Here is a 22,846-nt window from a genome sequence, read left to right on the forward strand (position 1 = left end):
CCGCTTCTTCTCCCTAGCGCTCATAGAAACAGGCTGCCCAGCTGGTACACCAGCATGGACACCACATAGGCGCAGCCGATCTGCCAGGCGATGGAGAAGCAGGCCCATTTCTTGCTGTTCATCTCCTTGAACAGAGTGGACACGGCGGCCACGCAGGGGACATACAGCAGCACGAAGACCAGCAGGGAAAAGGCGGACAGGGGGGTGAAGCCGGTCATGGCGGCGGCTACCTCCCCGCTGGCTGCGGTAAGGGGGAAGCCGTAGAACATGGACAGGGAGGACACCACCATCTCCTTGGCGATGAGGCCGGTGAGCAGGGCCACGGCCGCCTGCCAGTGTCCGAAGCCGCAGGGGCCAAAGATGGGGGCGATCACCGAGCCAAGGGCGCCCAGCATGCTGTGGTCGGCGCTCTCCACCATATGGAGGGAGAAGTCGAAGGACTGGAGCAGCCACAGCACCATGGACATGAGCAGGATCAGGGTGCCCGCTTTGATGAGGAAGCCCTTCACCTTCTGCCATACGTGGGTCATCATGTTGCCCAGGGAGGGCAGGCGGTAGGGGGGCAGCTCCAGCACGAAGGGGGCGGGCTCCCCGGCGAACAGGGTGTGCTTGAAAAACAGGCCGGACAAGATGCCCACCACCATACCGATGACGTACAGGGCGAAGACCACCAACCCCGCCCAGGCGCCGAAGAAGGCGGAGGAAATGAGGCCGTAGACGGGCAGCTTGGCGGAGCAGGACATGAAGGGCACCAGCAGGATGGTCATCCGCCGGTCCTTCTCGTTCTCCATGGTCCGGGCGCCCATAATGGCGGGCACCGAGCAGCCAAAGCCCATGAGCATGGGGATGAAGGCCTTGCCGCTGAGGCCGAACCGGCGCAGCAGCCGGTCCATGATGAAGGCGGCCCGGGACATATAGCCCGAGTCCTCCAGGAAGGACAGGAAGAAAAACAGCAGGGCGATCTGGGGCAGGAAGGTGAGCACGCCGCCCACGCCGCCGATGATGCCGTCACACAGAAGGGAGACCAGCACCCGGGACACCCCGGCCCCCGTCAAAACCGCCTCCAGCCAGACGGCCAGAGCGTCCATCCCCGCCCCCACCAAGTCGGACAGCCAGGAGCCGAAGGGGCCGAAGGTGACGGCGAACATCACCAGCATGGTGCACAGGAACAGGGGGATGGCGAAGATCCGGTGGGTCACCACCTTGTCGATCTTCTCGCTGAAGGTCAGCTCCCCGGCTCCCTGGCCCTTGACCACCGAGGCGGAGACTACCTTTTCAATGTACTGGTAGCGGCTGTCGGCGATGAGGGTCTCCCGGTCTCCCAGGTCGCTGGAGTTCTCATACTCCGCCACCACCTTCTCCAGGCGGTCCTTCACATTCTGGGGCAGGCCCAGGGCCTTGGCCACGATGTCATCCCCCTCCAACAGCTTGATGGAGGCCCAGTGGGCAGGGAGGTGGGCGGCGTAGGCGTAGTCGTGGATCAGTTCGCCCATGCGGTGGTGGATGTCGTGGGTAAAGTCGTCATAGAGGTCATCCGGCTCGATGGTGCAGCCCAGGTGCATCTGCCGGTGGGCGGTGTGGAGCAGTTCCTCCAGCCCCTCCCCCGTCCGGGCGGTGATGGGGACCACGGGGATGCCCAGTTCCTTGGACAGGCGCGCCACGTCGATCTGGTCCCCCCGCTTGGCCACCTCGTCCATGAAGTTCAGGGCTACCACCATGGGCCGTTCCAGCTCCAGCAGCTGGACGGTGAGGTACAAGTTGCGCTCCAGGTTGGTGGCGTCCACGATGTCGATGACGCAGTCGGGGGCCTCCCCGATGATAAAGTCCCGGGAGACGATCTCCTCCATGGAGTAGGGGGACAGGGAGTAGATGCCGGGCAGGTCCACCACCGTGAGCACCTTGTCCCCCAGATGGGCGGTGCCCTCCTTTTTCTCCACCGTGACGCCGGGCCAGTTGCCCACATACTGGTTGGAGCCGGTGAGGGCGTTGAACAGAGTGGTCTTGCCGCAGTTGGGGTTGCCCGCCAGGGCGATGCGCATGGGCCGGCTGTCGTGGGCGGAGGCGTCATAGCCCGCGGCGTGCTCATTGAGCTCATGCTCATGGTCCCGCATCTGGCGGCGCACCGTCTCCGGGTCCGCCTCCCGGCGGGTCATGGCCCGGCGTGCGCTGTCCGCCTCCCGGCGCGGGTTGCCCATGACGATCTGCTCCGCGTCCGCCCGGCGCAGGGACAGCTCATAGCCCCGGAGGCTCACCTCCAGGGGGTCCCCCAGGGGGGCGATCTTGGTCACCTTCACCTGGGTCCCGGGGGTCAGCCCCATGTCCACCAGCCGCCGCTTCACCGCTCCGGACTGGTTGCCCACCGAGAGGATGGTGCCGCTCTGGCCCGGAGTCAGGTCATTCAATGTTTTCCTATCCGGTCTTTTTGTCTGTTCCATTGATAAGTCCCTTCTCTTGGATCAGAATATCCACATAGATTATACGAAAGGGCCCCTATAATTTCAAGGGAAAGTTAATTGCAGCAAACTCCTCCGGGTACAGAAAAGGAGCGCCCGAAACCTGCGTCCCTTTGTGCAGATTTTAACGGTCGGGCCACCGGGACATAAAAAACGGAGCGCCCAGCCGGACGCTCCGTTCCTTTTCCTATTTACTATGTTCAGGCCAGGGCGGCGGTGATGATAGCCATGGAATAGGTCCCATGGGAGCGCACTCCCATGGGAACCCGTTACTGTTTCAATGCTCGGGCGAAGTGAATTCGCCCTGCGCAAATCCGGTCCCGCTTTGGCGGCACCGGATTTACGGCGCACAGCGCCGCCCCATCACAGATGGGGCCCGAGGTCTATTCCATGGCAAATAAAACGGAGCGCCCAGCTGGACGCTCCGTTCTCTCTATTCTGTTCAGGCCAGGGCAGCGGTGATGATAGCCATGGAATAGACCTCCTGGGCGTTGCAGCCGCGGGACAGGTCGTTGATGGGGGCATTCAGGCCCAGCAGGATGGGGCCGTAAGCCTCGAAGGAGCCCAGGCGCTGGGCGATCTTGTAGCCGATGTTGCCGGCGTTGATGTCGGGGAAGATGAAGGTGTTGGCGTAGCCGGCCACCTTGGAGCCCTTGCACTTGGTCTGGGCCACCCGGGGGGAGACAGCGGCGTCGAACTGCAGCTCGCCCTCGATGGGCACGTTGGGCATGGCCAGCTTGGCCTTCTCGGCGGCGTTGCGCATCTTGTCCACGTCCTCGCCCTTGCCGGAGCCCAGGGTGGAGTAGCTCAGGAAGGCCACCTTGGGGTCGATGCCGAAGATCTTGGCGCAGGAGACGGTCTCGGAGGCGATCTCCACCAGCTCGTCCTCGGTGGGCTTAATGTTGATGGCGCAGTCGGCCATGGCCAGCACGTCGTTGTCGCCGGTGGCGGAAGGACGGACCAGGATGAAGCAGGAGGACACGATGGAGTTGCCGGGCTTGGTCTTGACCAGCTGCAGGGCGGGACGGACGGTGTCGGCGGTGGAGTAGGTGGCGCCGCCCAGCAGGGCGTCAGCCTCACCCATGGCCACCAGCATGGTGCCGAAGTAGTTGCCCTTCTTCAGGGCGGCGCGGCAGTCGTCCTCGGTCATCTTGCCCTTGCGCAGCTCCACCATGCGCTTGACCATGGCGTCCATGCCGGCGTAGGTCTCGGGGTCGATGATGATGGCGCCCCGGATGTTGAAGCCGGCCTCCTCGGCGGCGGCCAGAACCGCGGCCTCATTGCCGATGAGGATGGGGGTCAGGAAGGTACCGGACAGCAGGCGGGCGGAAGCCTCCAGGATACGGGGGTCGGTGCCCTCGGTGAACACGATCTTGCGGGGGTGTGCTTTCAGGATCTCGATGAGTTTCTTGAACATATTTCATTCCTCCAAATCAAATTCCGGCGCACAAACACGCTGCTTTCGGTGACTATGGTAGCATTTCCCGCCGCAAAATGCAAGAGCCTTGGCCCCGGTTTCCGTCCTTCTTTTTCGATGGATCAGGCCCCTGCCATGCCGGTTTGTTCAAGGGTCGGCCGCATACCCCGCCCTTCCGGGCAAAACGGCCCGCAGACGGCCCCATTCTCCGGCTCTCCCGGAATTTTTCCGCATTTTCCTCTTTACGCCACGTAATGTTTTCAGGTATACTATACCAAGTGTATTGTGATTTTTATGAGGTGACCACTTGTGAACGAAGAATTTTCCCGCACCCTGTCCCTCCTCCGCCAGGAGAAGGGGGTCAGCCAACGCACCGCCGCCGCGGCCCTGGGGATCTCCCAGGCCCTGCTGAGCCACTATGAAAACGGCATCCGGGAGCCCGGCCTCCCCTTTGTGGTTCGTGCCTGCGACTACTACGGCGTGTCCGCCGACTTTCTCCTGGGCCGCACCCTCAGCCGGGACGGCACCACCATCGCTCCGGAGGAGCTCTACGACCTGAGCGACGAGAAAAACAATTCCATGAAGGGCGGCGTGCTGGCCCTGCTGTCCAAAAAGCTGCTGGTCAACTCCATCGGCGTGCTTTTCGACCTGCTGTCCAAGACGGGCAGCCGGGAGGCCATCAAGGCCGCCTCCAACTACCTGTCCACCGCCGTCTACACCATGTACCGCCGGCTGTACCAGGCGGACCCCGGCAACAACCCCGACTTTTTCTCCGTCCCCACCCACTATTTTCAGGCGGGTCTGGCGGAGGCGGACATGAAGTGCGCCGAGGCAGAGCTGGCCGACGCCCTGGCCATTCACATCAAGGAAAAGGGGCCCATGCCTGAGATGACCCACGACGCCCTGGCCCGGAATTATCCCGTGCTGTACCAGTCCCTGCTCCAGGTGGTCCACAACACCGGCGAGCGGATCAACGGCATTATGGCGGGCCGGAAGTAAAACAATCTTTCCCCCTTAACGCGTTACGGCACATCCGCAAAGGAGGCAGATTATGCGTAAATTGAGGACCCTCCTCCCCATGGTTTTCCTTCCATTGATATTGGTGCTGTCCGCCTGTCAGCAAAATCCCGCTCCTCCGTCCGAGCCAACCTTCGACCCCGTTGTATTTGTCCGCACCAGTGTGCAGACGCAGCCTGACGGCAGTTACGGCATTTGGGAATATAATGCCGATGAGAGCCGGACGCGTTTTACTTCCTATGACAGCCTCGGCCGTTACGCGTACCGCATCGATTGTCTCTACGACGGCCAGAACCGTCTGCTTGAGGAGAAGTATCAGGGGCTCAACCAAGACGGCTCCGTCTTGGAGCAGTACACAACGTACAACTACTCAGGCGCCGAAGCTGTCATTACCCTGAAAACCCCGGATTCTGCCCGCGCGGCCTGTACCTATACCATGTCTGACCCTGCGCATCAGGTAAAGGTCAAAAACGTGGGTCAGTCCTCCGGTAAGGTCACAGAACTGACCATTAAAGAGCTGGATGTCCAGGGCACCTGGCTGACCGATCAGCGCATCGTTCTGGAGCCGTAAATATTCCAGTCTTTTATCCCATATCCCACAAACGAGGTGCATTATGACTGACCAATCCAAAATCCGAAACTTTTCTATCATCGCCCACATCGACCACGGGAAGTCCACCTTGTCCGACCGGCTGATCGAACAGTGCCACGCGGTGGAGCAGCGCCAGATGGAGTCCCAGCTGCTGGACAACATGGACCTGGAGCGGGAGCGGGGCATCACCATCAAGGCCCGGGCGGTCCGTCTGGACTACCAGGCCCAGGACGGGGAGATTTACCACCTGAACCTCATCGACACCCCGGGCCATGTGGACTTCAACTACGAGGTATCCCGCTCCCTGGCCGCCTGCGAGGGCGCGGTGCTCATCGTGGACGCCTCCCAGGGCATCGAGGCCCAGACCCTGGCCAACACCTACCTGGCCATGGAGCACGACCTGGAGATCCTCCCCGTGGTCAACAAGATCGACCTGCCCGCCGCCGATCCCAAACGGGTGAAGGATGAGATTGAAAATATCCTGGCCCTTCCCGCCCAGGACGCCCCGGAGATCTCCGCCAAGCAGGGCATCAACATCCCCGCCGTACTGGAGGACATCGTCCAGAACATCCCCGCCCCCACCGGCGATCCCAAGTCCCCCCTGAAGGCCCTGATCTTCGACAGCCAGTATGACCCCTACGTGGGCGTGGTGGTCTACTTCCGCATCATGGAGGGCACCCTGCAAAAGGGGATGAACGTGAAGATGATGGCCTCGGGCGCCAGCTATCAGGTGCTGGACTGCGGCTATCTCCGTCCCCTGGGCATGGAATCCTGCCCCGCGCTGTCCGCCGGCGAGGTGGGCTGGTTCACCGCCTCCATCAAAAACGTGAAGGACACCCGGGTGGGCGACACCATCACCGGGGTGGAGTCCCCTGCGGCCCAGGCCCTGCCCGGCTACCGCCCCGCCCAGCCCATGGTCTACTGCGGCATCTACACCGAGGACGGCTCCAAGTATCCCGACCTGCGGGACGCTCTGGAGAAATTGCAGCTCAACGACGCCTCCCTGTCCTTCGAGCCGGAATCCTCCATCGCCCTGGGCTTCGGCTTCCGGTGCGGCTTCCTGGGGATGCTCCACATGGAGATCATCCAGGAGCGGCTGGAGCGGGAATTTGACCTGGACCTGGTGACCACGCTGCCCTCCGTGATCTATGAGGTCACCAAGACCGACGGCACCGTGGTCCGGGTGGACAACCCCCACAACTACCCTGATCCCGGCTCCATCTCCGAGGCCCGGGAGCCCTTCGCCAAGGTGTCCATCATCTCGCCCCCGGACTATGTGGGCAACATCATGCCCATGTGCCAGGACCGCCGGGGCATCTTCAAGGACATGCAGTACCTGGACACCAACCTGGTGGAGCTGCACTACTCCATGCCCATCGGCGAGATCATCTACGACTTTTTCGACGCCCTGAAGGCCCGGACCAAGGGGTACGCCTCCCTGGACTACGAGCTGGAGGGCTACGAGAAAAGCGACCTGGTAAAGGTGGACATGCTCCTCAACGGCGACCAGGTGGACGCCCTGTCCTTCATCGCCCACCGGGAGAAGGCCTATCCCCGGGCCCGGCGTATCTGCGAGAAGCTGAAGGAGAACATCCCCCGCCAGCTCTTTGAAGTACCTGTCCAGGCGGCCATCGGCGGCAAGATCATCGCCCGGGAGACTGTCAAGGCCATGCGGAAGGACGTGCTGGCCAAGTGCTACGGCGGCGACATCACCCGGAAGAAGAAGCTGCTGGAGAAGCAAAAAGAGGGTAAGAAAAAGATGCGCACTCTGGGCACCGTGCAATTACCCACAGAAGCCTTTATGGCCGTCCTCAAGCTGGACGAGGAATAAAAAAGAAGCGCCTGGGATTCCAGGCGCTTCCTTTGCAAAAATTCCCTTTTTTAGTGGAGGCCGCGTCCGATGACGCGGCCTCCATCTTTCTTCAGTCCGCTTTCTCCACGGACAGGACCGTTCCGGTAAAGGGGTCCACCACAGACAACTCCCCGGTATAGGTCACCGTCACCCGGTCCCCTACTTCCCGGTCCGCCAGCCCCTCCGGGACCCCGCCCTCAAAGGTCAGGGCGTAGCTGTTGCCCTGGTCGTCGGTGACCACAAACATGAAGTCCTTCACCTCGTCTAGGGTGCCGGTGAGCGTCTTTTCCTCTCCGTTTTTTTCCGCTCCGGAGGACTCGCCTCCGGGCTGTTTCCCGCCGCATCCGGCGCAGGCCAGCAGCATCAAAACCGCCAGCAGACATCCAAGTACACGTTTCATTTCCTTTTCCTTTCTCATTTCAGCAGGTCGTCGTACACCTCCGCCGGGATGGTAAATTCCGGCATCCCCATGTAGCCGGGGGCGATGGTGTACTGGTCAAACACCAGGACCAAATTTCCATCCTGGTCAAAATAGAAATTCTGCTCCGGGTCGATGGCGGCAAACTCCTCTGGGAAGTACGTTTTCATGTCATCCTCCCCGGACTGCTCCTCCATCTGCCGGCACACCTCACCGGACAGTGCGCCCACATAGTCCCCGTCCTCCCGGAACAGGTCCTTCAGCGTCACCACTCGGTCGGTGGTTTTGTCGATGTGGTAAAACCGGCTGGTCTGGCCGCTGTCGGTCCGGGTTTCCACCGTGTCAACGCGGAGGGTGAACCAGGCGTCGCTGTCCGCCACCACGGTGCCGGTCACGTCCAGGCCGTAGTAGCCCTCCTGCCCCAGTTCCGCCTCACAGGTCTCCCGGAATTGGGCCATGAGCCGGTCGATGTACTCCTGTTCCCGGCTGTTGACCTCCTGGGCGGCCCCGCCGCCCGCCAGCTCCGGCACGGTGACCTCCGCGCTGTGGAATCCGTCGTCATAGGTGTATGCCCGGAAGGTGACCACTCGCACCACAGCCCCCAGCACCGGGATCTCCGCCATGGCCGCCGCGGCCGTGGGGGACAGGTTGGGGATGGCGATGAACAGCGCCAGCGCCGCCGCAGCCCAGGCCGTCCAGCGGGACGCGGGGCGCGCGGGGTGTTTCTTCTCGGGTTCCTCCAAGGCGGCGCAGGCGGCAAATACCCGCCCGGCATAGCCCTCCGGCAGGGGGAAGGGTTCGTTTTTGGCCCGCTCTCTCAGTATCTCGTCAAATTGATCCATTGTCGCACCTCATTTCTCGTCCAGAAGCTCCCGCAGGCGGGCCCGTCCCCGGAACAGCCGGGTCTTGACCGCCGCCTCGCTGATGCCCAGCACACGGCTGATCTCCCGGATGGACAACCCGTCGTAGTAGAACAGGGTCACCGGGGCCCGCAGCTCATCGCTCAGGGACAGCACCGCCTGCCACAGGGACAGCCGCTGGACATGGTCGGTCTCCGGAGCCGGGATCTCCCCCACCGCGTCCAGGTCCACCGTGCTCTGCCGCCTGCGGCAGGCGTCGTAGCACTTGTTGGCCAGAATGCGCAGCACCCAGGGCTTGAATTTCTCCGCGTCCCGCAGAGAATCCCGCCGTTCAAAGGCGGTGCAGATGGCCTCCTGCACCGCATCCTCAGCGTCCTCGTCGCTGCGGAGAATGGCTCTGGCGGTGCGGAACATGGCCTCCTGACAGCCGATGATCCGTGCGCAGAATGTCTCCTTGTCCATAACAGCTTGCGTCATATCCCTGGGATGGCTCCTTCCTGATGGGTAAAATGGAGGGGCGGCGCCGCCCCTCCGCGACCGGTCATAGAATAAGATGCTTTTTCGGGGAAAAAGGTGACAGGGCCGGAAAACTTTTTTCTCCGGTTTTTTAGTTTTCACCCTGCTCCCGGACGTGGACCTTCAAAACCTGCCGGATATACCCGGGCAGCGTATAGCAATTCTCTTGTGACAAAATTTTCAGCTGCTCATAGAGTTCCTGCGGCATGGATACGCTGACCTTTTTCTTCAAAGTTTCTTTCATTGCAGTCACCTCGTCCCCATTTTAACGCACAGTCCTATCAACCGGCTCATTTTAACCTGAATCAGGGTATGTCAACGGAGCAGGGGCAAATGGAGGCTTCCGCCTGCGGGCAGCAATTTTCAGTCAGTCATGCCATGCGGCGGCGGCCCCCAGGGGCCGCCCTACAGGTCAGATCCGGGAAGGGACCGCGATAGGGCACAGTCCCATGTGACTGTCCCGCTCCGCCCGTTTCCCTGGCAAATGATATAAAAACCGGGACGCTGGGGGGCGTCCCGGTTTTGTCATCAAATTCAGAAATATTACTTGGCGTACTCGATGGCCTTGGTCTCCCGCAGGAGGTTGACCTTGATCTGGCCGGGATACTCCAGTTCGTCCTCGATCTTCTTGGCGATGTCCCGGGCCAGCAGGACCATCTGGTCCTCGCTGATGACCTCGGGTTTGACCATGATGCGGACCTCACGGCCGGCCTGGATGGCGAAGGACTTCTCCACGCCGTTGAAGGAGGAGGTGATCTCCTCCAGCCGCTCCAGCCGCTTGATATAGTTCTCCAGATTCTCCCGCCGGGCGCCGGGCCGGGCGGCGGAGATGGCGTCGGCCGCCTGGACCAGGCAGGCCACCACGGTCCGGGGCTCCACATCGTTGTGGTGGGCCTGGATGGCGTGGATGACGTTCTCGCTCTCCCGGTACTTCCGGGCCAGCTCCACGCCGATCTGGACGTGGGAGCCCTCCACCTCATGGTCGATGGACTTGCCCAGGTCGTGGAGCAGCCCGGCGCGCTTGGCCTCGGCCACGTTGGCGCCGATCTCGGCGGCCAGCAGGCCGGCCACATGGGACACCTCGATGGAGTGGTTCAGCACGTTCTGGCCGTAGCTGGTGCGGTAGCGCATCCGGCCCAGCAGCTTGACCAGCTCGGGGTGCAGGCCGTGGACGTTGGTCTCAAAGATGGCCCGCTCGCCCTCGGACTTGATGACGGCGTCCACCTCCCGCTTGGCCTTCTCCACCATCTCCTCGATGCGGGCGGGGTGGATGCGGCCGTCCAGGATCAGCTTTTCCAGGGCCAGCCGGGCGATCTCCCGGCGGACGGGGTCGAAGCAGGAGACGGTGATGGCCTCCGGCGTGTCGTCGATGATCAGGTCTACCCCGGTCAGCGTCTCCAGGGTGCGGATATTCCGGCCCTCGCGGCCGATGATACGGCCCTTCATCTCGTCGTTGGGCAGGGGCACGACGGAGACGGTGGCTTCCGCCACATGGTCGGCGGCGCAGCGCTGGATGGCCAGGGAGATGATCTCCCGTGCCTTGGTGTCGGCCTCATCCTTGTAGCGGGCCTCGATCTCCTTGATCTTCATGGCCGACTCGTGGGTGACGTCCTCCTCCAGCTGCTTGAGCAGGTAATTCTTGGCCTCCTCGGCGGTAAAGCCGGAGATCCGCTCCAGGGCCTCCATCTGGCTCTTCTTCAGCTCCTCAGCCTCCGCCTGGGTGGCGTCCAGCTTGGCCAGCTTGGCGGTCAGCTGTTCTTCTTTCTTCTCAATGTTATCGGTCTTGCGGTCCAGGGTCTCCTCTTTCTGCTGGAGCCGGTGCTCCTGGCGCTGCAGGTCGGCGCGGCGCTCCTTGACCTCGCGCTCGTGCTCGTTCCGGGCCTTGAGGATCTCCTCCTTGGCCTCCACCAGGGCCTCGCGCTTCTTGCTTTCGGCGCTCTTATAGGCCTCGTTCACGATACGGGTGGCCTCTTCCTCCGCGGAACCGATCTCCCGCTCCGCGGACTTTTTGCGCTGCTGGATGCCCACCGGGATACCTACCGCCAGACCGACCACGATACCGATGATCGCTCCGATGATATAGGGCAGCATTTTGGTTTTTTACACCTCCAAAATCATGTTGAAAGCTGCGGCGGACCGCCGCAGCGCCCGTGTCCGGGCCAGAAACCCCTCACGGGACTTGTACATAAAATGAGCCGCAAGGTATGGCCCGCCGGCGGCGGCGCCTACTCTTGCGACAACTGAAAAACATCCCCAAAGTTTTTCATTTTTGTCCTGTATATATTGTAAAGGCATCCCGCTTTTCTGTCAAGATTTATTCACATTTGAAACAAAGGGTTTTCTGGGATTTTCTTGCAGAGCGGCGTTTTCTCCGCCCCGGCGCCCAAAACACAGCGGACCGGAGCGCCGCTCCGGTCCGCTGTTGTCCGCATATTGCTCACACTTGCTGGGGCAAAGAGTCGTCCTCCCGGATCCAGTCCTCCACATGGACCACGGAATAGTCCTTATCCGTGTTCCGGATGACCACCCGGTCGATGCCGGCGTTGATAATCAGCCGGCGGCACATGGAGCAGGAGGTGGCGTCGTGGAGCAGCTCGCCGTTTTTGGCCTCCCGGCCCGCCAGATACAGGGTGGAGCCCAGGGTATCCCGCCGGGCGGCGGAGATGATGGCGTTCATCTCGGCGTGAACGGAACGGCACAGCTCGTACCGCTGTCCGGAGGGGACGTTCATGGCCTCCCGGGCACAGTAGCCCAGGTCCATACAGTTCTTCCGGCCCCGGGGCGCGCCGTTGTAGCCGGTGGACACGATCTCATCGTTTTTCACGATGATGGCGCCGTAGCACCGGCGCAGGCAGGTGGACCGCTCCAGCACGGTCTCGGCAATATCCAGGTAATAGTTTTCCTTGTCGATGCGTTTCATAGGCGCCCTCCCTGATTCGACATTCTGGATGCAGTATACCCCATTTTTCGCCCCGGCGCAAGGTGCGGCGGTCAAAAGCCCTGGGGCCCAAGGCGGAATTTACATTTTGTTTACGAATGACTTCTTGACGATTGCGGCGGCACGCGCTATCATTACTATAATAATTTATTTGGCATGCTTCCTATTTTTTCTCTCTGGCAGGCGTCACCGCCTGCCGTTCTTCGCTCAACAAGGAGGTCTCTCCTATGATCCGCAACGCTATCCAGCGTTTTATGTACGGCCGGTACGGCAACGACCAACTGAACCTTTTCCTGATCGTATTGTATCTGGCCTTCTATCTTCTGTTCGCGCTGACCCACTTCGTGCCCCTGTACTGGATCTCCCTAGTTTTGATCTTTTTCTCCCTGTTCCGCCTGTTTTCCCGCAATCTGCCCCGCCGCCGGGAGGAAAACGCCAAATTCATGCAGACCTTCGGGCCGGTGATCCACTGGTTCCGCCTCCAGCGCACCATCCGCCGGGACAAGGAGCACCGCTATTTCAAGTGCCCCAACTGCGGCCAACAGCTGCGGGTCCCCCGGGGCAAGGGCAAGATCACCGTCACCTGTCGGGGCTGCGGCGCCAGCTTCCAGGAAAAAAGCTAACAAACAAACGATGTCCACGGTCCGTCTCTCCCGGCGGACCGTGGTTTTTTCAGCCATAAATTTATGGAAAAGAGGTAACATTTCTCCCGGTTTTTACGTCTATATGGAAGTAGAACAGATCGTTCCTACTGCTCAATAGGAGGATATGAGAATGAAACGCCTTTGCTTCGCGGCTATCCCGGCCCTGCTTCTTGTCCTGCTCCTGACCGCCTGCGGCCCCAAGGACCCCGGCGTGGCCCTGCCCGCCGGCTCCGGCAGCTCCGCCGCCTCCCAATCCGCGTCTGTGGAGGAACCCTTCGTCTTCACCCGGGACAACCTGCCCCGGCTGGATGGCTCCACCTCCACCGTCCCCCTGGCCCGGTCCATGTGCGCCGTGCTGCTGGGGGAGGACCAGGACCAGGTGGCCGACCTCATCCAGTTTTCCCGCACCACCCAGTCCTACCGGAATCTGATGTGGGGAGAGGCCGACCTGCTGCTGGCGGCGGAACCCGCCCCGGAGGTGCTCTCCGAGCTGGAGGAGGGGGACCGGTGGCTCCTCACCCCCTTCGCCACCGACGCCCTGGTCTTCGTGGTCAACCAAAACAACCCGGTGGATAACCTGACCACGGAGCAGGTCCAGAAGATCTACACCGGAGAGATCACCAACTGGAAGGAGGTGGGGGGAGAGAACCTGGACATCGTCCCCTTCCAGCGCAACCAGGAGGCGGGCAGCCAGACCATGTTTGAAAAGCTGGTGATGGACGGTCTGGACCTGATGGCCCCCCCCAAGGAGTGGACCAGCGACTCCATGATTGGCCTGCTGGAAGCGGTGCGGGAATATGACAACTCCCCCGCCGCCATCGGCTACACCGTCTACTACTACGCCAACGACATGGAGATGGCCAAGGGGCTGAAGGTGCTGTCCATCGACGGAGTGGAGCCCTCGGTCCAGGCCATCCGGGCGGGGGAATACCCCTTCCTGAACCCCTATTTTGTGGCCATCGCCAAGGACGCGGACCCGGACAGCCCCACCCGCATCCTCTACGACTGGGTGCTGGGTCCCGAGGGTCAGAAGCTGGCCCAGCTGGAGGGCTACGTCCCTGTGACGGAAACGGAGGGATAATATGAAACGGACACGGCTGACGGCCCTGGCCCTGGCCGTCCTCCTGCTGGCCGGGTGCGCCCGGACCAGTCCCGGAGGGGCCGCCTCCTCCCAGCCCGCCGGAAGCGCCTCCGCGGAAGAAGTCTCCGGCCCCAAGGTCCAGGTGGACTGGTCCCGGCTGGAGGGAGAAAAACCCGTCCGCCAGCCCGACCTTGACGGGGGCCGGTGGTATGAAGGGTACACTGACCGCCTGATTCCCGGGGAGGACTACGGTCCCCTGGTGCCCTATGTGGGCGCGCTGACTTACAGTTTCAGCACCTGGACGGATAACAGCGGTCAGATCCAGCACTATTACTCCCCCTGGCCCGACACCCTGTACGGCCTGATGACCCGGGAGGGCAAGGTTGTCACCGACCCGGTGTATCTCAGCGCGGGGCAGGCCGAGTTTTCCTGGCAGAACGAGTCCTTCACTCTCCCCGTCCTCCTTCTCTCCCGGGTCAAAGAGGAGTGGAAGGATTTCTGCAACGGGCGGCGGTACGCTGTGGCCGCCCAGGACGGGAGCTGGATCACCGATTTTGAGTTTTGGACCTACACCACCCGGGAGGACGAAGTGCTGCTCTGCGGCCCCGGGGGCGTGACCTGGATCGACGCCGTCAGCGGCTCCCGGCAGGACTGGAGCTGGGAGTTCCTGGGGGTCACGGGGGCGGAACTGCCCTCGGTGGTGGAGCAGATCATGTGGCTCTACGGCTTCCAGTGGACGGACGCCGGCGTCTTTCTGGGCACCGACACCCAAACCAGAAATATCCTGGACGCCGACCAAGTCCGGGTGTTCCGCCCGGAGACCACGGAGGTGGTCTGGATATCCCGCTCGGAGTGGGAGGAGCATCTGAGCCGTTGGAGCGATCAGCGGTGGCCCCCCGCAGGCTACTGGGAGGGCCGGCGGGAGGGCGACCGGATCGCCCTTTCCAAAGGCGATCAATCCTACACCCTGACCGCTCCCCAACTGGGGGACAGCTACAGCTTTGAGGTGTGCGAGCCCTTTGCCTACCTCTGCGATTTCAGGGAGGATTCCTCCACATACTGGCTGTACCGCCTGTCCGACGGGGCCCTGCTGACCCAGTGCGACAACATCTCCTTCGTCACCGACTCCATCCGGCCTGGATCCGGCCCCTGCATCCTGGTGCGCAGCCAGGACGGCAGCTTCACCTTTTACAATAAAAATCTGGAGCCGCTGCGCTCCTTCCCCGCCCTCTCCGGCAACGCCTGGCTCTACTGTTCGCTGCGGGACGGACTGCTGACAGTCTGGGACGACCAGACCTTCTTCGGCTGCTACGACCTGGACGCCGGGACCTGCGTTTTTTACCGGACGCTGGACCTGGGGGACTGAGCGTTGTGCGGTCTTCTTTGGCACTCCCATCACAAAAGTGTAAATATTTTATGAACTCCCTTGCATTTTCTCCCGGGACGCGCTATTATATCGTTAGCACTCAATATAAATGAGTGCTAACGATTTTGTTTTTTAAAAAATTTTCTATATACGGAGGAATCACGATCATGGCAAAGAAGCAGTTTAAGGCAGAATCCAAGCGCCTGTTGGACCTGATGGTCAACTCCATCTACACCCACAAGGAGATCTTTCTCCGGGAGCTGATCTCCAACGCCAGCGATGCCGAGGACAAGCTGGCCTACAAGTCCCTCACCGATGAAACCGTGGATGTGAAGCGCAAGGATTTGAAGATCACCATCGTCCCCGACAAGGAGATGCGCACCCTCACCGTCTCCGACAACGGCATCGGCATGAGCAAGGAGGACCTGGAGTCCAACCTGGGCACCATCGCCCGCAGCGGCTCCGGCCAGTTCAAGGCCAACCTCAGCGAGGACGACAAGGCCGCCGACAAGATCGACGTCATCGGCCAGTTCGGCGTGGGCTTCTACTCCGCCTTCATGGTGGCCGACCATGTCTCCGTCATCTCCAGGGCCTGGGGCAGCGACGAGGCCTGGATGTGGCAGTCTGACGGGGCCGACGGCTACACCGTCACCCAGTGCGAGAAGGAGGCCCCCGGCACCGACATCGTCATGCACCTGAAGGCCAACGCCGACGAGGAAAATTACGACCAGTACCTGGAGACTTATAAATTACAGGAGCTGATCAAAAAGTACTCCGACTATATCCGCTATCCCATCGTCATGGAGGTGGAGGACTACCGCCAGAAGCCCAAGCCTGAGGACGCCGGTGAGGACTACAAGCCTGAGTGGGAGACCGTCAAGGAGTGGAAGACCATCAACTCCATGGTCCCCCTGTGGCAGCGGCAGAAGTCCAAGGTGAAGCCCGAGGAGTACAACGCCTTCTATAAGGAGAAGTTCGGCGACTGGCAGGACCCCCTGGCCGTCATCCACACCAGCGCCGAGGGCGCCGTGACCTACAAGGCCATGCTCTATATCCCCGCCCAGACCCCCTACGACTTCTACACCCGGGAGTACCAGAAGGGGCTGCAGCTCTATTCCTCCGGCGTCATGATCATGGACAAGTGCGCCGACCTGCTGCCCGACTGCTTCCGCTTCGTCAAGGGCGTGGTGGACTCCCCCGACTTCTCCCTGAACATCAGCCGTGAGATCCTCCAGCACGACCGCCAGCTGAAGGTCATCGCCGCCGCCCTGGAGAAAAAGATCAAGTCCGAACTGCTGAAGATGCAGAAGGACGACCGGGAGAAGTACGAGAAGTTCTGGGCCGCCTTCGGCACCCAGCTGAAATACGGCGTCGTGGCCGATTACGGCGCCAAGAAGGACCTGCTCCAGGACCTGCTGCTGTTCTGGTCCTCCAAGGAGAACGCCTACACCACCCTGGCCGCCTACAAGGACCGGATGCCCGAGGACCAGCCCTATTACTATTACGCCTGCGGCGAGAGCGCCGACAAGATCGCCAAACTGCCCCAGGTGGAGCGGATCCTGGACAAGGGCTACGAGATCCTGTACTGCACCGAGGACGTGGACGACTTCGTCATGAAGGCCCTGGGGGAGATGGACGGCAAGCAGTTCAAGTCCGTCAATGACGAGGACGCCCTGCCCCAGACCGACGAGGAGAAGAAGGCCGCCGAGGAGAAAGCCGAGGCGGGCAAGCCCGTGCTGGAGGCTGTGAAGGAGGCTCTGGGCAACCAGGTGAAGGAGGTCCGCATCTCCTCCATTCTGAAATCCGGCGCCTGCTGCCTCACCGCCGACGGTCCCGTCTCCCTGGAGATGGAGAAGTATATGAATAAGGTGGAGGGCGGCGCCCACATGAAGGCCGACCGGGTGCTGGAGCTCAACGCCGATTCCGCCCCCTTCGCCGCCCTGAAGAAGGCTCTGGAGGCCGGGGACAAGGACACCGTAGCCAAGTACGCCAAGCTGCTCTACGGCCAGGCCCTGCTGCTGGCCGGCCTGCCTCTGGAGGACCCCTCCGAGTACGCCCAACTGGTGTGCTCCCTGATGGTGTAGTTAAAACCACAGACTAAATCCCTGGCTTGAGTAAGCCCTAGAAGGGCTTTATACGGACAAAGCCCCTTAAGGGGCCCGAAACGGTCTGCCGACTGCATCGTTTTTTCGGGCTACCCCTTAAGGGGTTTATTGATTGCCTTATGTCTGCTTGCTGCCCGTAAACGGGTCCGTAAATTCCTGAATACTAATTCGGTCGGTAAACCTTAACCTGACTCTATCGGGGAGCTTTTATTGATCTCCTTTTCCCTCGCTATAAGCCCTTTTTGCCACTGACAGAGACCATAGTTGTCTTTGTTAGACAAGCACGAAAAGCGCCCAGTTCCTTCCACCGGGCGCCTTTCAAGGAGAGAGAGGAGGTTCGTTACAGGATCCCTGCTTTTTTTCCTTGGTACATCAATTCATCTCGGAACTTCGGATGGGCCACCTGGAGCAGTGCCAAAGCGCGCTGTGCCGGACTTTTCCCCGACAGATGCGCCACGCCCTGTTCCGTCACCACATAGTCTATCACCGTTCGCGGCAGGCTGACGGGAGTTCCGGTCCGAAAGCAAGGGACGATTTTGGAAAGCATTCCGTTTCTGGTCGTGGATTCCAAGACCACAATAGACATGCCCTCGGGACTGGCTGCCGCACCGGACGCAAAGTTACAGATACCGCCCATACCGCTGTATTGCTGCCCTTTGAGATATTCGGCGTTGGCTTGTCCCAGCAGATCCACTTCCACAGCGTTATTGATGGCAACCATACGATGCTGGGCATAAATGGTTCCGGGATTCAGCACCTCTTGGCAGCGGTTGATCGCCAGCCCCAAATTGTGCTCAGCCCAGGAAAACAGAGCGGGTGTGCCCACCATCTGGGTAAAAACAGAGGTGCCGCGCTGCATGGATTTTTTATCGTTTGTGATGATGCCGCGCTCGGTCAGCTTCATAAGAATATCGCCGTAAACCTCCGTATGAACGCCCAAATCACGTTTGTCCTCCAAATACATCAGCGATGCGGCATTCAATCGGCCCAGACCGACTTCAATAGTGGCTTCATCCGGGATCAGTTCCGACAGGTATCCTCCAATGGCGCGGTATACGTAGGCCCGTTCCTCGGCCGTATCGATCGCCGAAACATGAAGGGGGTAATTCTCCCCCTGATCCACAATGTAGTCGATCTCACTGATGTGCAGCAGATTGCTTCCATAAATAAATGGAAATTGTGTGTTTGTCTCGGCGATGACCAGATCCGCGTGCCTGCACGCTTGCCGAACGTAATCCGCGCAGGTACCCATGGAGACGTAGCCATGTTCGTCCGGTTTGGTGACCTCCAAAAACGCTACATTACACTTTAATGCGCTTACGGCAATTTTTTCCCACATCCAATATTCTCCGGGAATAAAATCCAGCCTGTTTTCGCTGTGGAGCTGATAGGAACTGTCATTGAGAAAGCTGGTGGCAGGACGGAAGCCTGTCCCTACATTTTCGGCATCCAGCATGTAATTGATAGTTGGAGCATAGTAGAATACATTTTTCAACTCTTTTCGCGCAATCACTTCCCGCAGCACTGCACGACAGTCACGATTGCCCGTCATGATCCGGTCCCCATTTTGGATCATTTGCGCAGCCTGTTCAGCTGTCACTGTTTTTCTCCGGTATTCTTCTTGCCAAAGAGCCATATCTTGGCCTCCTATGCGTCAGAATTGGCGGGGAATTTTTCGGAACCCAAACCCCGAAGCAGGCATTTCCTTCCCCCGACTGGTTCCTATTACTTCTTTGCTTCCTGTTCCGCCTTCCAGGCAATGGCGGCCTTCAGGCCCTGCTCGTTGACGATCTTGTTGAACTCAGCCTGCTCCTGGACCTGGTTGATACGGCACAGGTTGAACATCTCGGCAGCGAACTTCTGAGCCTGGTGCATACCCATGATCTCATAAGTCTGATTGATCTCATACTTCAGGATGCGCATAGCCTCGGCGGGCATGCCGGCCAGACGGTTGGCGATCTCCATGGTCTTGGCTTCCAGCTGGTCGGCGGGCACCACAAAGTTGACCACCCCGGCCTCCTTCATCTCCTGAGCGGACCAGAAATCACCCAGGAACAGGAACTGCTTGACCCGGTTCATGGTCATTTTCCAGGGTTCGGGCAGTACGTCGCTGGCATAGGAATACTTCAGTTCCGGTTCACTGAACTGGGCGTTATCCGCTGCCACGACCAAATCGCTCATAAATGCAAACCAAACACCACCGCCGATGCAATAGCCCTGAACAGAAGCGATGACAGGCTTCCTGGCTTCCCATATCGTACGCAGGGTATTCAGCTCCATCAGACTGTTTTCCCGGCGGGCAGGCACATCAACAATCGGAGAACCAATACTCTCCTTCAGATCGAATCCGGCAGTGAATGCCTTTTCCCCGGCGGCACAGAGGACGATTACGTTCGTATCGGGATCTTCGTCGGCGCGGCGGATAAAATCACCGAAGCTCTCCATCAGCACGCTGTTTAACGCATTACGCACCTTGGGACGGTTTAAAATGACTTTGCTGACCTTGCCGACTTTTTCATACAACAGGACTTCTTCGCTCATGGCGGTTGCTCCTTTTCATTTCATTCGATGTTGTCGTATACAGGTTTTTCACACCCGCGGCGGCCCCGCCGCGGGCTAATGGAAAACGTCTATGAATCGGAAATAGAAAACGAGTGCCGATCACTTGGCAGCTTCCGCTTTCTTTGGCTGGGTACATAGGCTCACCACAACAAAGGCGACTGCGGAGGGCAGAATGGGGAAGATGGAGGCATAGGGGAAAGAAATGCCGCAGAACTTATTCAGGAACACAAAGAAGATACCTGTCACCGAAGCCGCCACTGCGCCGGGCTTGGTCGCGCCCTTCCAGAAGATGCCGCCGACGAACATGACCAGGGTACCGGCACACATGAAGGTATAAGCATAGGACAGCATTTTGATGATGGAGGTGGTACCGAGAGCCACGTACAGAGTAATCAAACCGGCGGTAATGGTGATGATTTTCGCCAGACGGTTCAACTTTTTCTCATCGGGGTTCTTGTTGATAAACTGCAAATAAATATCCTTGGTGATGGAAGCGGTCACATAGATCAGCTGGGAGTCCACGGTGGACATGATAGCGGCCATCAAAGCGGCAATCATCAGCGCACCGACAAAGGGTGGGAAGACCTCCAGCATAACCTTAAAGATAATGCTGCCGGCGGCGGCGTCAGGGAACAAGGCACGGCCGTACATACCAATCAGCACAGGCAGGAATACATAGGGCAGTAACAGGACGCCACCCCAGAACGCGGAGCGTACCGCGGTCTTTTCATCTTTCGCGGAAACATTGCGCTGGAACGAAGCTGCGGAAATCAAGCCGAACAGCATAGTGGGGATCGCATTCATAATGATGACTTCAAAATCCATGTTAAAGAGATTCCAACTGCCAGCAGGCAGCGCGGCATGGATCACATCAAAGGCGCCGTTTCCCAGCATATAGGCGATAGAGATCAGCGTGCAGGCAACAATAACGGCCACCTGGATCACGTCGGTCATCATAACGCCCCATTGGCCGGACATGGCGGCGTAGATGAATACCGCTAGGCCCACAAGGCAGACGCCGAGGATGGGATTCAGCCCAAGGTAAGAGAACAGGTTTTTACCGGCGGTGATCTGCCCGGCCATAATGCTGATGGCGGCTCCGCAGTTGATCACAGCAAAGATCGTGCCGGTGATATGACCGCCATAACGCTTATCCAGGCATTCAGATAGTGTCAGACTGTCCGTGCGGTATAGCTTCTTGGCGATGACCAGGGCGAAAACGAGATAGCTCAAACAGGCCCCGACCCCGTACCATACGCCGGCCAGCCCATAATTGGCCCCGTTTTCCGCGCCGCCAACTACTACTCCGTTGCCGATATGAGAGCCCATATAAGAGCCGCAAACCATCAAAAAGCTGCCTTTTTTCGCGGCTGTAACAAATTCCTCAAAGTTTTTTGATGTGTTGCGGCCCATATAGCCGATCCCCATCATTGCGCCCATGTAAACAATCAGAACAATGACACTTAGTGTTAATGTGTTCATAAGTTACCTCCTCATTTTCCTTTGTGCTCTTGTGCAACAAGAATGGTCCAATAGGACCATCTGCGCTGTATTCACATCACAAAGAGCCCTTCCTTTTATCTTTTTGCTGCGGAACCATGTAATTGCCGTTTGCTGGAGGCTATTTATCGGGGGGTGTGTCGTTGCTGCGTGTACAAATTGTGGCTGATCAGCTCTCCTGTGTTGTATTCTATTACATTACTAATTGAGTGAAAAGCACTTCTTTCTTTGAATCAATACACCATAAAGTTGCAGTTGAAAACAACAACTTTATGGTGTAGGATAAATTGGTATCGCTGATCAGGGAGGGTAATGTATGACAATCCGGCAATTGCAGTATTTCGCAAAAATCTACGAATGCGGAAATCTGCTCAAGGCGGCAGAGGTCCTGTATATTTCCCACCAGGCACTGGGTCGGTCGCTCAACATACTGGAAAAAGAGATTGGAATGCCGTTATTCTACCGCAGCCAGCGCGGCGTCACCCCTACAGCGCTTGGGCACGAGCTCTACCATTCGTCGTCCCCGGTACTTCGGGACATGTATGTTTTGGAGGAACACATCCATGAATATGTGAGGCTCAGTTCCGGGCTGCTACGTGTCGGGCTCGCTGCCGGAGTGCGCTATTTTAATGTGCGGAGCCTATGGTGCGATTTTCAGCAAGCGTATCCCAACGTTACCATCCAAGCGCAGGAATATCCATATACGACCAGCTTGGACATGCTGAAAAACAACCAGCTGGACGTGATCACCTTTTCTGACTATGGCCCGGACGACGAGTATGTCCAATTCCCCATCGGGACCTGGAGCCGTGTCCTCCTGTTGCCGGAGGATCATCCCCTCAGTACAAAGGAGTATGCAGCGCCGGAAGATTTGAAAGGTATGCATATTGTACTGTGCGCCAATCCCATGGCATATCACCGTATTTTAAGTTACTTTGAGTCCCACGATTGCCAACCAGCTGAAGTCATTTTGGTGAGCGACACGCTGTACATGTACGAAATCTGTCAACGGGAGGGGTTCCCAGGTATTACGATCCAGGGATACCTTACGGACGTATCTCTGCCACAGTTCCCACGTCTCCGCCTGATCCCGTTCAAGGAAAACCTATTCCCCTATACGATTTCTGTGATCGCACGCCGGGATCATCCGATGGGAACAGTGATCGCAGATTTGGCTGGCTATTTGCAGGATTCTCTTAAGTCCAGATGATTCCGGCTCCCACATGAAGGCCGACCGGGTGCTGGAGCTCAACGCCGATTCCGCCCCCTTCGCCGCCCTGAAAAAGGCGCTGGAGGCCGGGGACAAGGACACCCTGTCCAAGTACGCCAAGCTACTCTACGGTCAGGCTCTGCTGCTGGCCGGTCTGCCCCTGGAGGACCCGGCGGAATACGCCCAGCTGGTGTGCTCCCTGATGGTATAACACGTCAAAAAAGTCTCAGCAAAACGGCCGCCTACTGGGCGGCCGTTTTGCGTGGGAATCGGTTCTCTTTTGGTGGAAAAGGGATTCCCACGTCGCCTTGCTCC

The 22,846-nt window shown here is 59.4% G+C and carries 20 protein-coding genes; 9 read left to right on the forward strand and 11 right to left on the reverse strand.

The window, feature by feature from the left end:
• Nucleotides 1–20 precede the first annotated feature (20 nt).
• Entirely contained in the window at nucleotides 21–2,435 is a 2,415-nt protein-coding gene (feoB, locus tag I6E42_RS08425) for a ferrous iron transport protein B (RefSeq protein ID WP_235371476.1), read from the reverse strand.
• Between the two features lie 460 nt (nucleotides 2,436–2,895).
• A complete protein-coding gene (gene pta, locus I6E42_RS08430) occupies nucleotides 2,896–3,870 on the reverse strand; it encodes a phosphate acetyltransferase (RefSeq protein WP_235371477.1) in 975 nt (324 codons plus the stop codon).
• 309 nt (nucleotides 3,871–4,179) lie between these two features.
• Between pta and I6E42_RS08435 the strand changes: the two genes are divergently transcribed.
• The 3 genes from I6E42_RS08435 to lepA are packed head-to-tail and all read left to right on the forward strand — an operon-like array spanning nucleotide 4,180 to nucleotide 7,310.
• Nucleotides 4,180–4,869 (forward strand): helix-turn-helix domain-containing protein, encoded by a 690-nt coding sequence (locus I6E42_RS08435; protein WP_235371478.1) that lies wholly within the window; start codon nucleotides 4,180–4,182, stop codon nucleotides 4,867–4,869.
• Nucleotides 4,870–4,921: 52 nt separating this feature from the next.
• The gene (locus I6E42_RS08440) at nucleotides 4,922–5,458 is read left to right on the forward strand and encodes a hypothetical protein (protein ID WP_235371479.1); all 537 of its coding nucleotides are present in this window, start codon (nucleotides 4,922–4,924) and stop codon (nucleotides 5,456–5,458) included.
• Between the two features lie 43 nt (nucleotides 5,459–5,501).
• The gene (gene lepA / locus I6E42_RS08445) at nucleotides 5,502–7,310 is read left to right on the forward strand and encodes a translation elongation factor 4 (RefSeq protein WP_235371480.1); all 1,809 of its coding nucleotides are present in this window, start codon (nucleotides 5,502–5,504) and stop codon (nucleotides 7,308–7,310) included.
• Between the two features lie 91 nt (nucleotides 7,311–7,401).
• Here the strand turns inward: lepA and I6E42_RS08450 are convergent, their stop codons facing one another.
• The 6 genes from I6E42_RS08450 to I6E42_RS08475 form a co-directional block, all read right to left on the reverse strand.
• On the reverse strand, nucleotides 7,402–7,731 hold the full coding sequence (locus tag I6E42_RS08450) for an LptM family lipoprotein (RefSeq protein WP_235371481.1): 330 nt from the start codon (nucleotides 7,729–7,731) through the stop codon (nucleotides 7,402–7,404).
• 14 nt (nucleotides 7,732–7,745) lie between these two features.
• Nucleotides 7,746–8,591 (reverse strand): RsiV family protein, encoded by an 846-nt coding sequence (locus I6E42_RS08455; RefSeq protein ID WP_235371482.1) that lies wholly within the window; start codon nucleotides 8,589–8,591, stop codon nucleotides 7,746–7,748.
• A 9-nt stretch (nucleotides 8,592–8,600) separates the two neighbouring features.
• Entirely contained in the window at nucleotides 8,601–9,086 is a 486-nt protein-coding gene (locus tag I6E42_RS08460; protein ID WP_235371483.1) for an RNA polymerase sigma factor, read from the reverse strand.
• 130 nt (nucleotides 9,087–9,216) lie between these two features.
• Nucleotides 9,217–9,369: a hypothetical protein gene (locus I6E42_RS08465; protein WP_235371484.1), complete on the reverse strand. Its 153-nt coding sequence runs from the start codon at nucleotides 9,367–9,369 to the stop codon at nucleotides 9,217–9,219.
• Nucleotides 9,370–9,668: 299 nt separating this feature from the next.
• Nucleotides 9,669–11,216, reverse strand: a complete 1,548-nt coding sequence (gene rny, locus I6E42_RS08470; protein WP_235371485.1) for a ribonuclease Y — start codon at nucleotides 11,214–11,216, stop codon at nucleotides 9,669–9,671.
• A 346-nt stretch (nucleotides 11,217–11,562) separates the two neighbouring features.
• Nucleotides 11,563–12,045 (reverse strand): deoxycytidylate deaminase, encoded by a 483-nt coding sequence (locus I6E42_RS08475; protein WP_235371486.1) that lies wholly within the window; start codon nucleotides 12,043–12,045, stop codon nucleotides 11,563–11,565.
• A 245-nt stretch (nucleotides 12,046–12,290) separates the two neighbouring features.
• Here I6E42_RS08475 and I6E42_RS08480 point away from each other — a divergent pair, with 245 nt between their 5' ends.
• The 4 genes from I6E42_RS08480 to htpG all read left to right on the forward strand — a co-directional run bounded on the left by I6E42_RS08480 (nucleotide 12,291) and on the right by htpG (nucleotide 17,238).
• A complete protein-coding gene (locus I6E42_RS08480) occupies nucleotides 12,291–12,686 on the forward strand; it encodes a hypothetical protein (protein ID WP_235371487.1) in 396 nt (131 codons plus the stop codon).
• 151 nt (nucleotides 12,687–12,837) lie between these two features.
• On the forward strand, nucleotides 12,838–13,788 hold the full coding sequence (locus I6E42_RS08485) for a PstS family phosphate ABC transporter substrate-binding protein (RefSeq protein WP_235371488.1): 951 nt from the start codon (nucleotides 12,838–12,840) through the stop codon (nucleotides 13,786–13,788).
• A 1-nt stretch (nucleotide 13,789) separates the two neighbouring features.
• Nucleotides 13,790–15,154, forward strand: coding sequence for a hypothetical protein (locus I6E42_RS08490; protein ID WP_235371489.1), 1,365 nt, complete (start codon nucleotides 13,790–13,792; stop codon nucleotides 15,152–15,154).
• 167 nt (nucleotides 15,155–15,321) lie between these two features.
• Nucleotides 15,322–17,238, forward strand: coding sequence for a molecular chaperone HtpG (gene htpG, locus I6E42_RS08495; RefSeq protein WP_235371490.1), 1,917 nt, complete (start codon nucleotides 15,322–15,324; stop codon nucleotides 17,236–17,238).
• Between the two features lie 361 nt (nucleotides 17,239–17,599).
• Here the strand turns inward: htpG and I6E42_RS08500 are convergent, their stop codons facing one another.
• The 3 genes from I6E42_RS08500 to I6E42_RS08510 form a co-directional block, all read right to left on the reverse strand.
• A complete protein-coding gene (locus I6E42_RS08500) occupies nucleotides 17,600–18,895 on the reverse strand; it encodes an acetyl-CoA hydrolase/transferase family protein (RefSeq protein WP_235371491.1) in 1,296 nt (431 codons plus the stop codon).
• Between the two features lie 89 nt (nucleotides 18,896–18,984).
• Complete coding sequence (locus tag I6E42_RS08505) at nucleotides 18,985–19,800, reverse strand: enoyl-CoA hydratase-related protein (RefSeq protein ID WP_235371492.1); 816 nt, start codon at nucleotides 19,798–19,800, stop codon at nucleotides 18,985–18,987.
• A 120-nt stretch (nucleotides 19,801–19,920) separates the two neighbouring features.
• Nucleotides 19,921–21,303: a sodium:solute symporter family protein gene (locus I6E42_RS08510; protein ID WP_235371493.1), complete on the reverse strand. Its 1,383-nt coding sequence runs from the start codon at nucleotides 21,301–21,303 to the stop codon at nucleotides 19,921–19,923.
• 334 nt (nucleotides 21,304–21,637) lie between these two features.
• On the opposite strand from I6E42_RS08510, the gene I6E42_RS08515 reads away from it, so the two are divergent.
• Nucleotides 21,638–22,531 carry a LysR family transcriptional regulator gene (locus tag I6E42_RS08515; protein ID WP_235371494.1) on the forward strand — a complete coding sequence of 298 codons (894 nt, stop codon included), beginning with the start codon at nucleotides 21,638–21,640 and terminating at the stop codon, nucleotides 22,529–22,531.
• Nucleotides 22,532–22,544: 13 nt separating this feature from the next.
• A complete protein-coding gene (locus I6E42_RS08520) occupies nucleotides 22,545–22,742 on the forward strand; it encodes a hypothetical protein (RefSeq protein ID WP_235371495.1) in 198 nt (65 codons plus the stop codon).
• Nucleotides 22,743–22,846: the final 104 nt, after the last annotated feature.

Origin of the sequence: Pseudoflavonifractor phocaeensis, assembly GCF_021531815.1 — a bacterium.
GTDB classification, from domain to species: domain Bacteria; phylum Bacillota; class Clostridia; order Oscillospirales; family Oscillospiraceae; genus Lawsonibacter; species Lawsonibacter phocaeensis_A.

Excerpts from the sequence above, each read along its gene's own strand:
- feoB (WP_235371476.1), bottom strand. The coding sequence starts at position 2,435 with ATGGAACAGACAAAAAGACCGGATAGGAAAACATTGAATGACCTGACT.
- pta (WP_235371477.1), bottom strand. The coding sequence starts at position 3,870 with ATGTTCAAGAAACTCATCGAGATCCTGAAAGCACACCCCCGCAAGATC.
- I6E42_RS08440 (WP_235371479.1), top strand. The coding sequence starts at position 4,922 with ATGCGTAAATTGAGGACCCTCCTCCCCATGGTTTTCCTTCCATTGATA.
- lepA (WP_235371480.1), top strand. The coding sequence starts at position 5,502 with ATGACTGACCAATCCAAAATCCGAAACTTTTCTATCATCGCCCACATC.
- I6E42_RS08450 (WP_235371481.1), bottom strand. The coding sequence starts at position 7,731 with ATGAAACGTGTACTTGGATGTCTGCTGGCGGTTTTGATGCTGCTGGCC.
- I6E42_RS08455 (WP_235371482.1), bottom strand. The coding sequence starts at position 8,591 with ATGGATCAATTTGACGAGATACTGAGAGAGCGGGCCAAAAACGAACCC.
- I6E42_RS08460 (WP_235371483.1), bottom strand. The coding sequence starts at position 9,086 with ATGACGCAAGCTGTTATGGACAAGGAGACATTCTGCGCACGGATCATC.
- I6E42_RS08465 (WP_235371484.1), bottom strand. The coding sequence starts at position 9,369 with ATGAAAGAAACTTTGAAGAAAAAGGTCAGCGTATCCATGCCGCAGGAA.
- rny (WP_235371485.1), bottom strand. The coding sequence starts at position 11,216 with ATGCTGCCCTATATCATCGGAGCGATCATCGGTATCGTGGTCGGTCTG.
- I6E42_RS08475 (WP_235371486.1), bottom strand. The coding sequence starts at position 12,045 with ATGAAACGCATCGACAAGGAAAACTATTACCTGGATATTGCCGAGACC.
- I6E42_RS08480 (WP_235371487.1), top strand. The coding sequence starts at position 12,291 with ATGATCCGCAACGCTATCCAGCGTTTTATGTACGGCCGGTACGGCAAC.
- I6E42_RS08485 (WP_235371488.1), top strand. The coding sequence starts at position 12,838 with ATGAAACGCCTTTGCTTCGCGGCTATCCCGGCCCTGCTTCTTGTCCTG.
- I6E42_RS08490 (WP_235371489.1), top strand. The coding sequence starts at position 13,790 with ATGAAACGGACACGGCTGACGGCCCTGGCCCTGGCCGTCCTCCTGCTG.
- htpG (WP_235371490.1), top strand. The coding sequence starts at position 15,322 with ATGGCAAAGAAGCAGTTTAAGGCAGAATCCAAGCGCCTGTTGGACCTG.
- I6E42_RS08500 (WP_235371491.1), bottom strand. The coding sequence starts at position 18,895 with ATGGCTCTTTGGCAAGAAGAATACCGGAGAAAAACAGTGACAGCTGAA.
- I6E42_RS08505 (WP_235371492.1), bottom strand. The coding sequence starts at position 19,800 with ATGAGCGAAGAAGTCCTGTTGTATGAAAAAGTCGGCAAGGTCAGCAAA.
- I6E42_RS08510 (WP_235371493.1), bottom strand. The coding sequence starts at position 21,303 with ATGAACACATTAACACTAAGTGTCATTGTTCTGATTGTTTACATGGGC.
- I6E42_RS08515 (WP_235371494.1), top strand. The coding sequence starts at position 21,638 with ATGACAATCCGGCAATTGCAGTATTTCGCAAAAATCTACGAATGCGGA.
- I6E42_RS08520 (WP_235371495.1), top strand. The coding sequence starts at position 22,545 with ATGAAGGCCGACCGGGTGCTGGAGCTCAACGCCGATTCCGCCCCCTTC.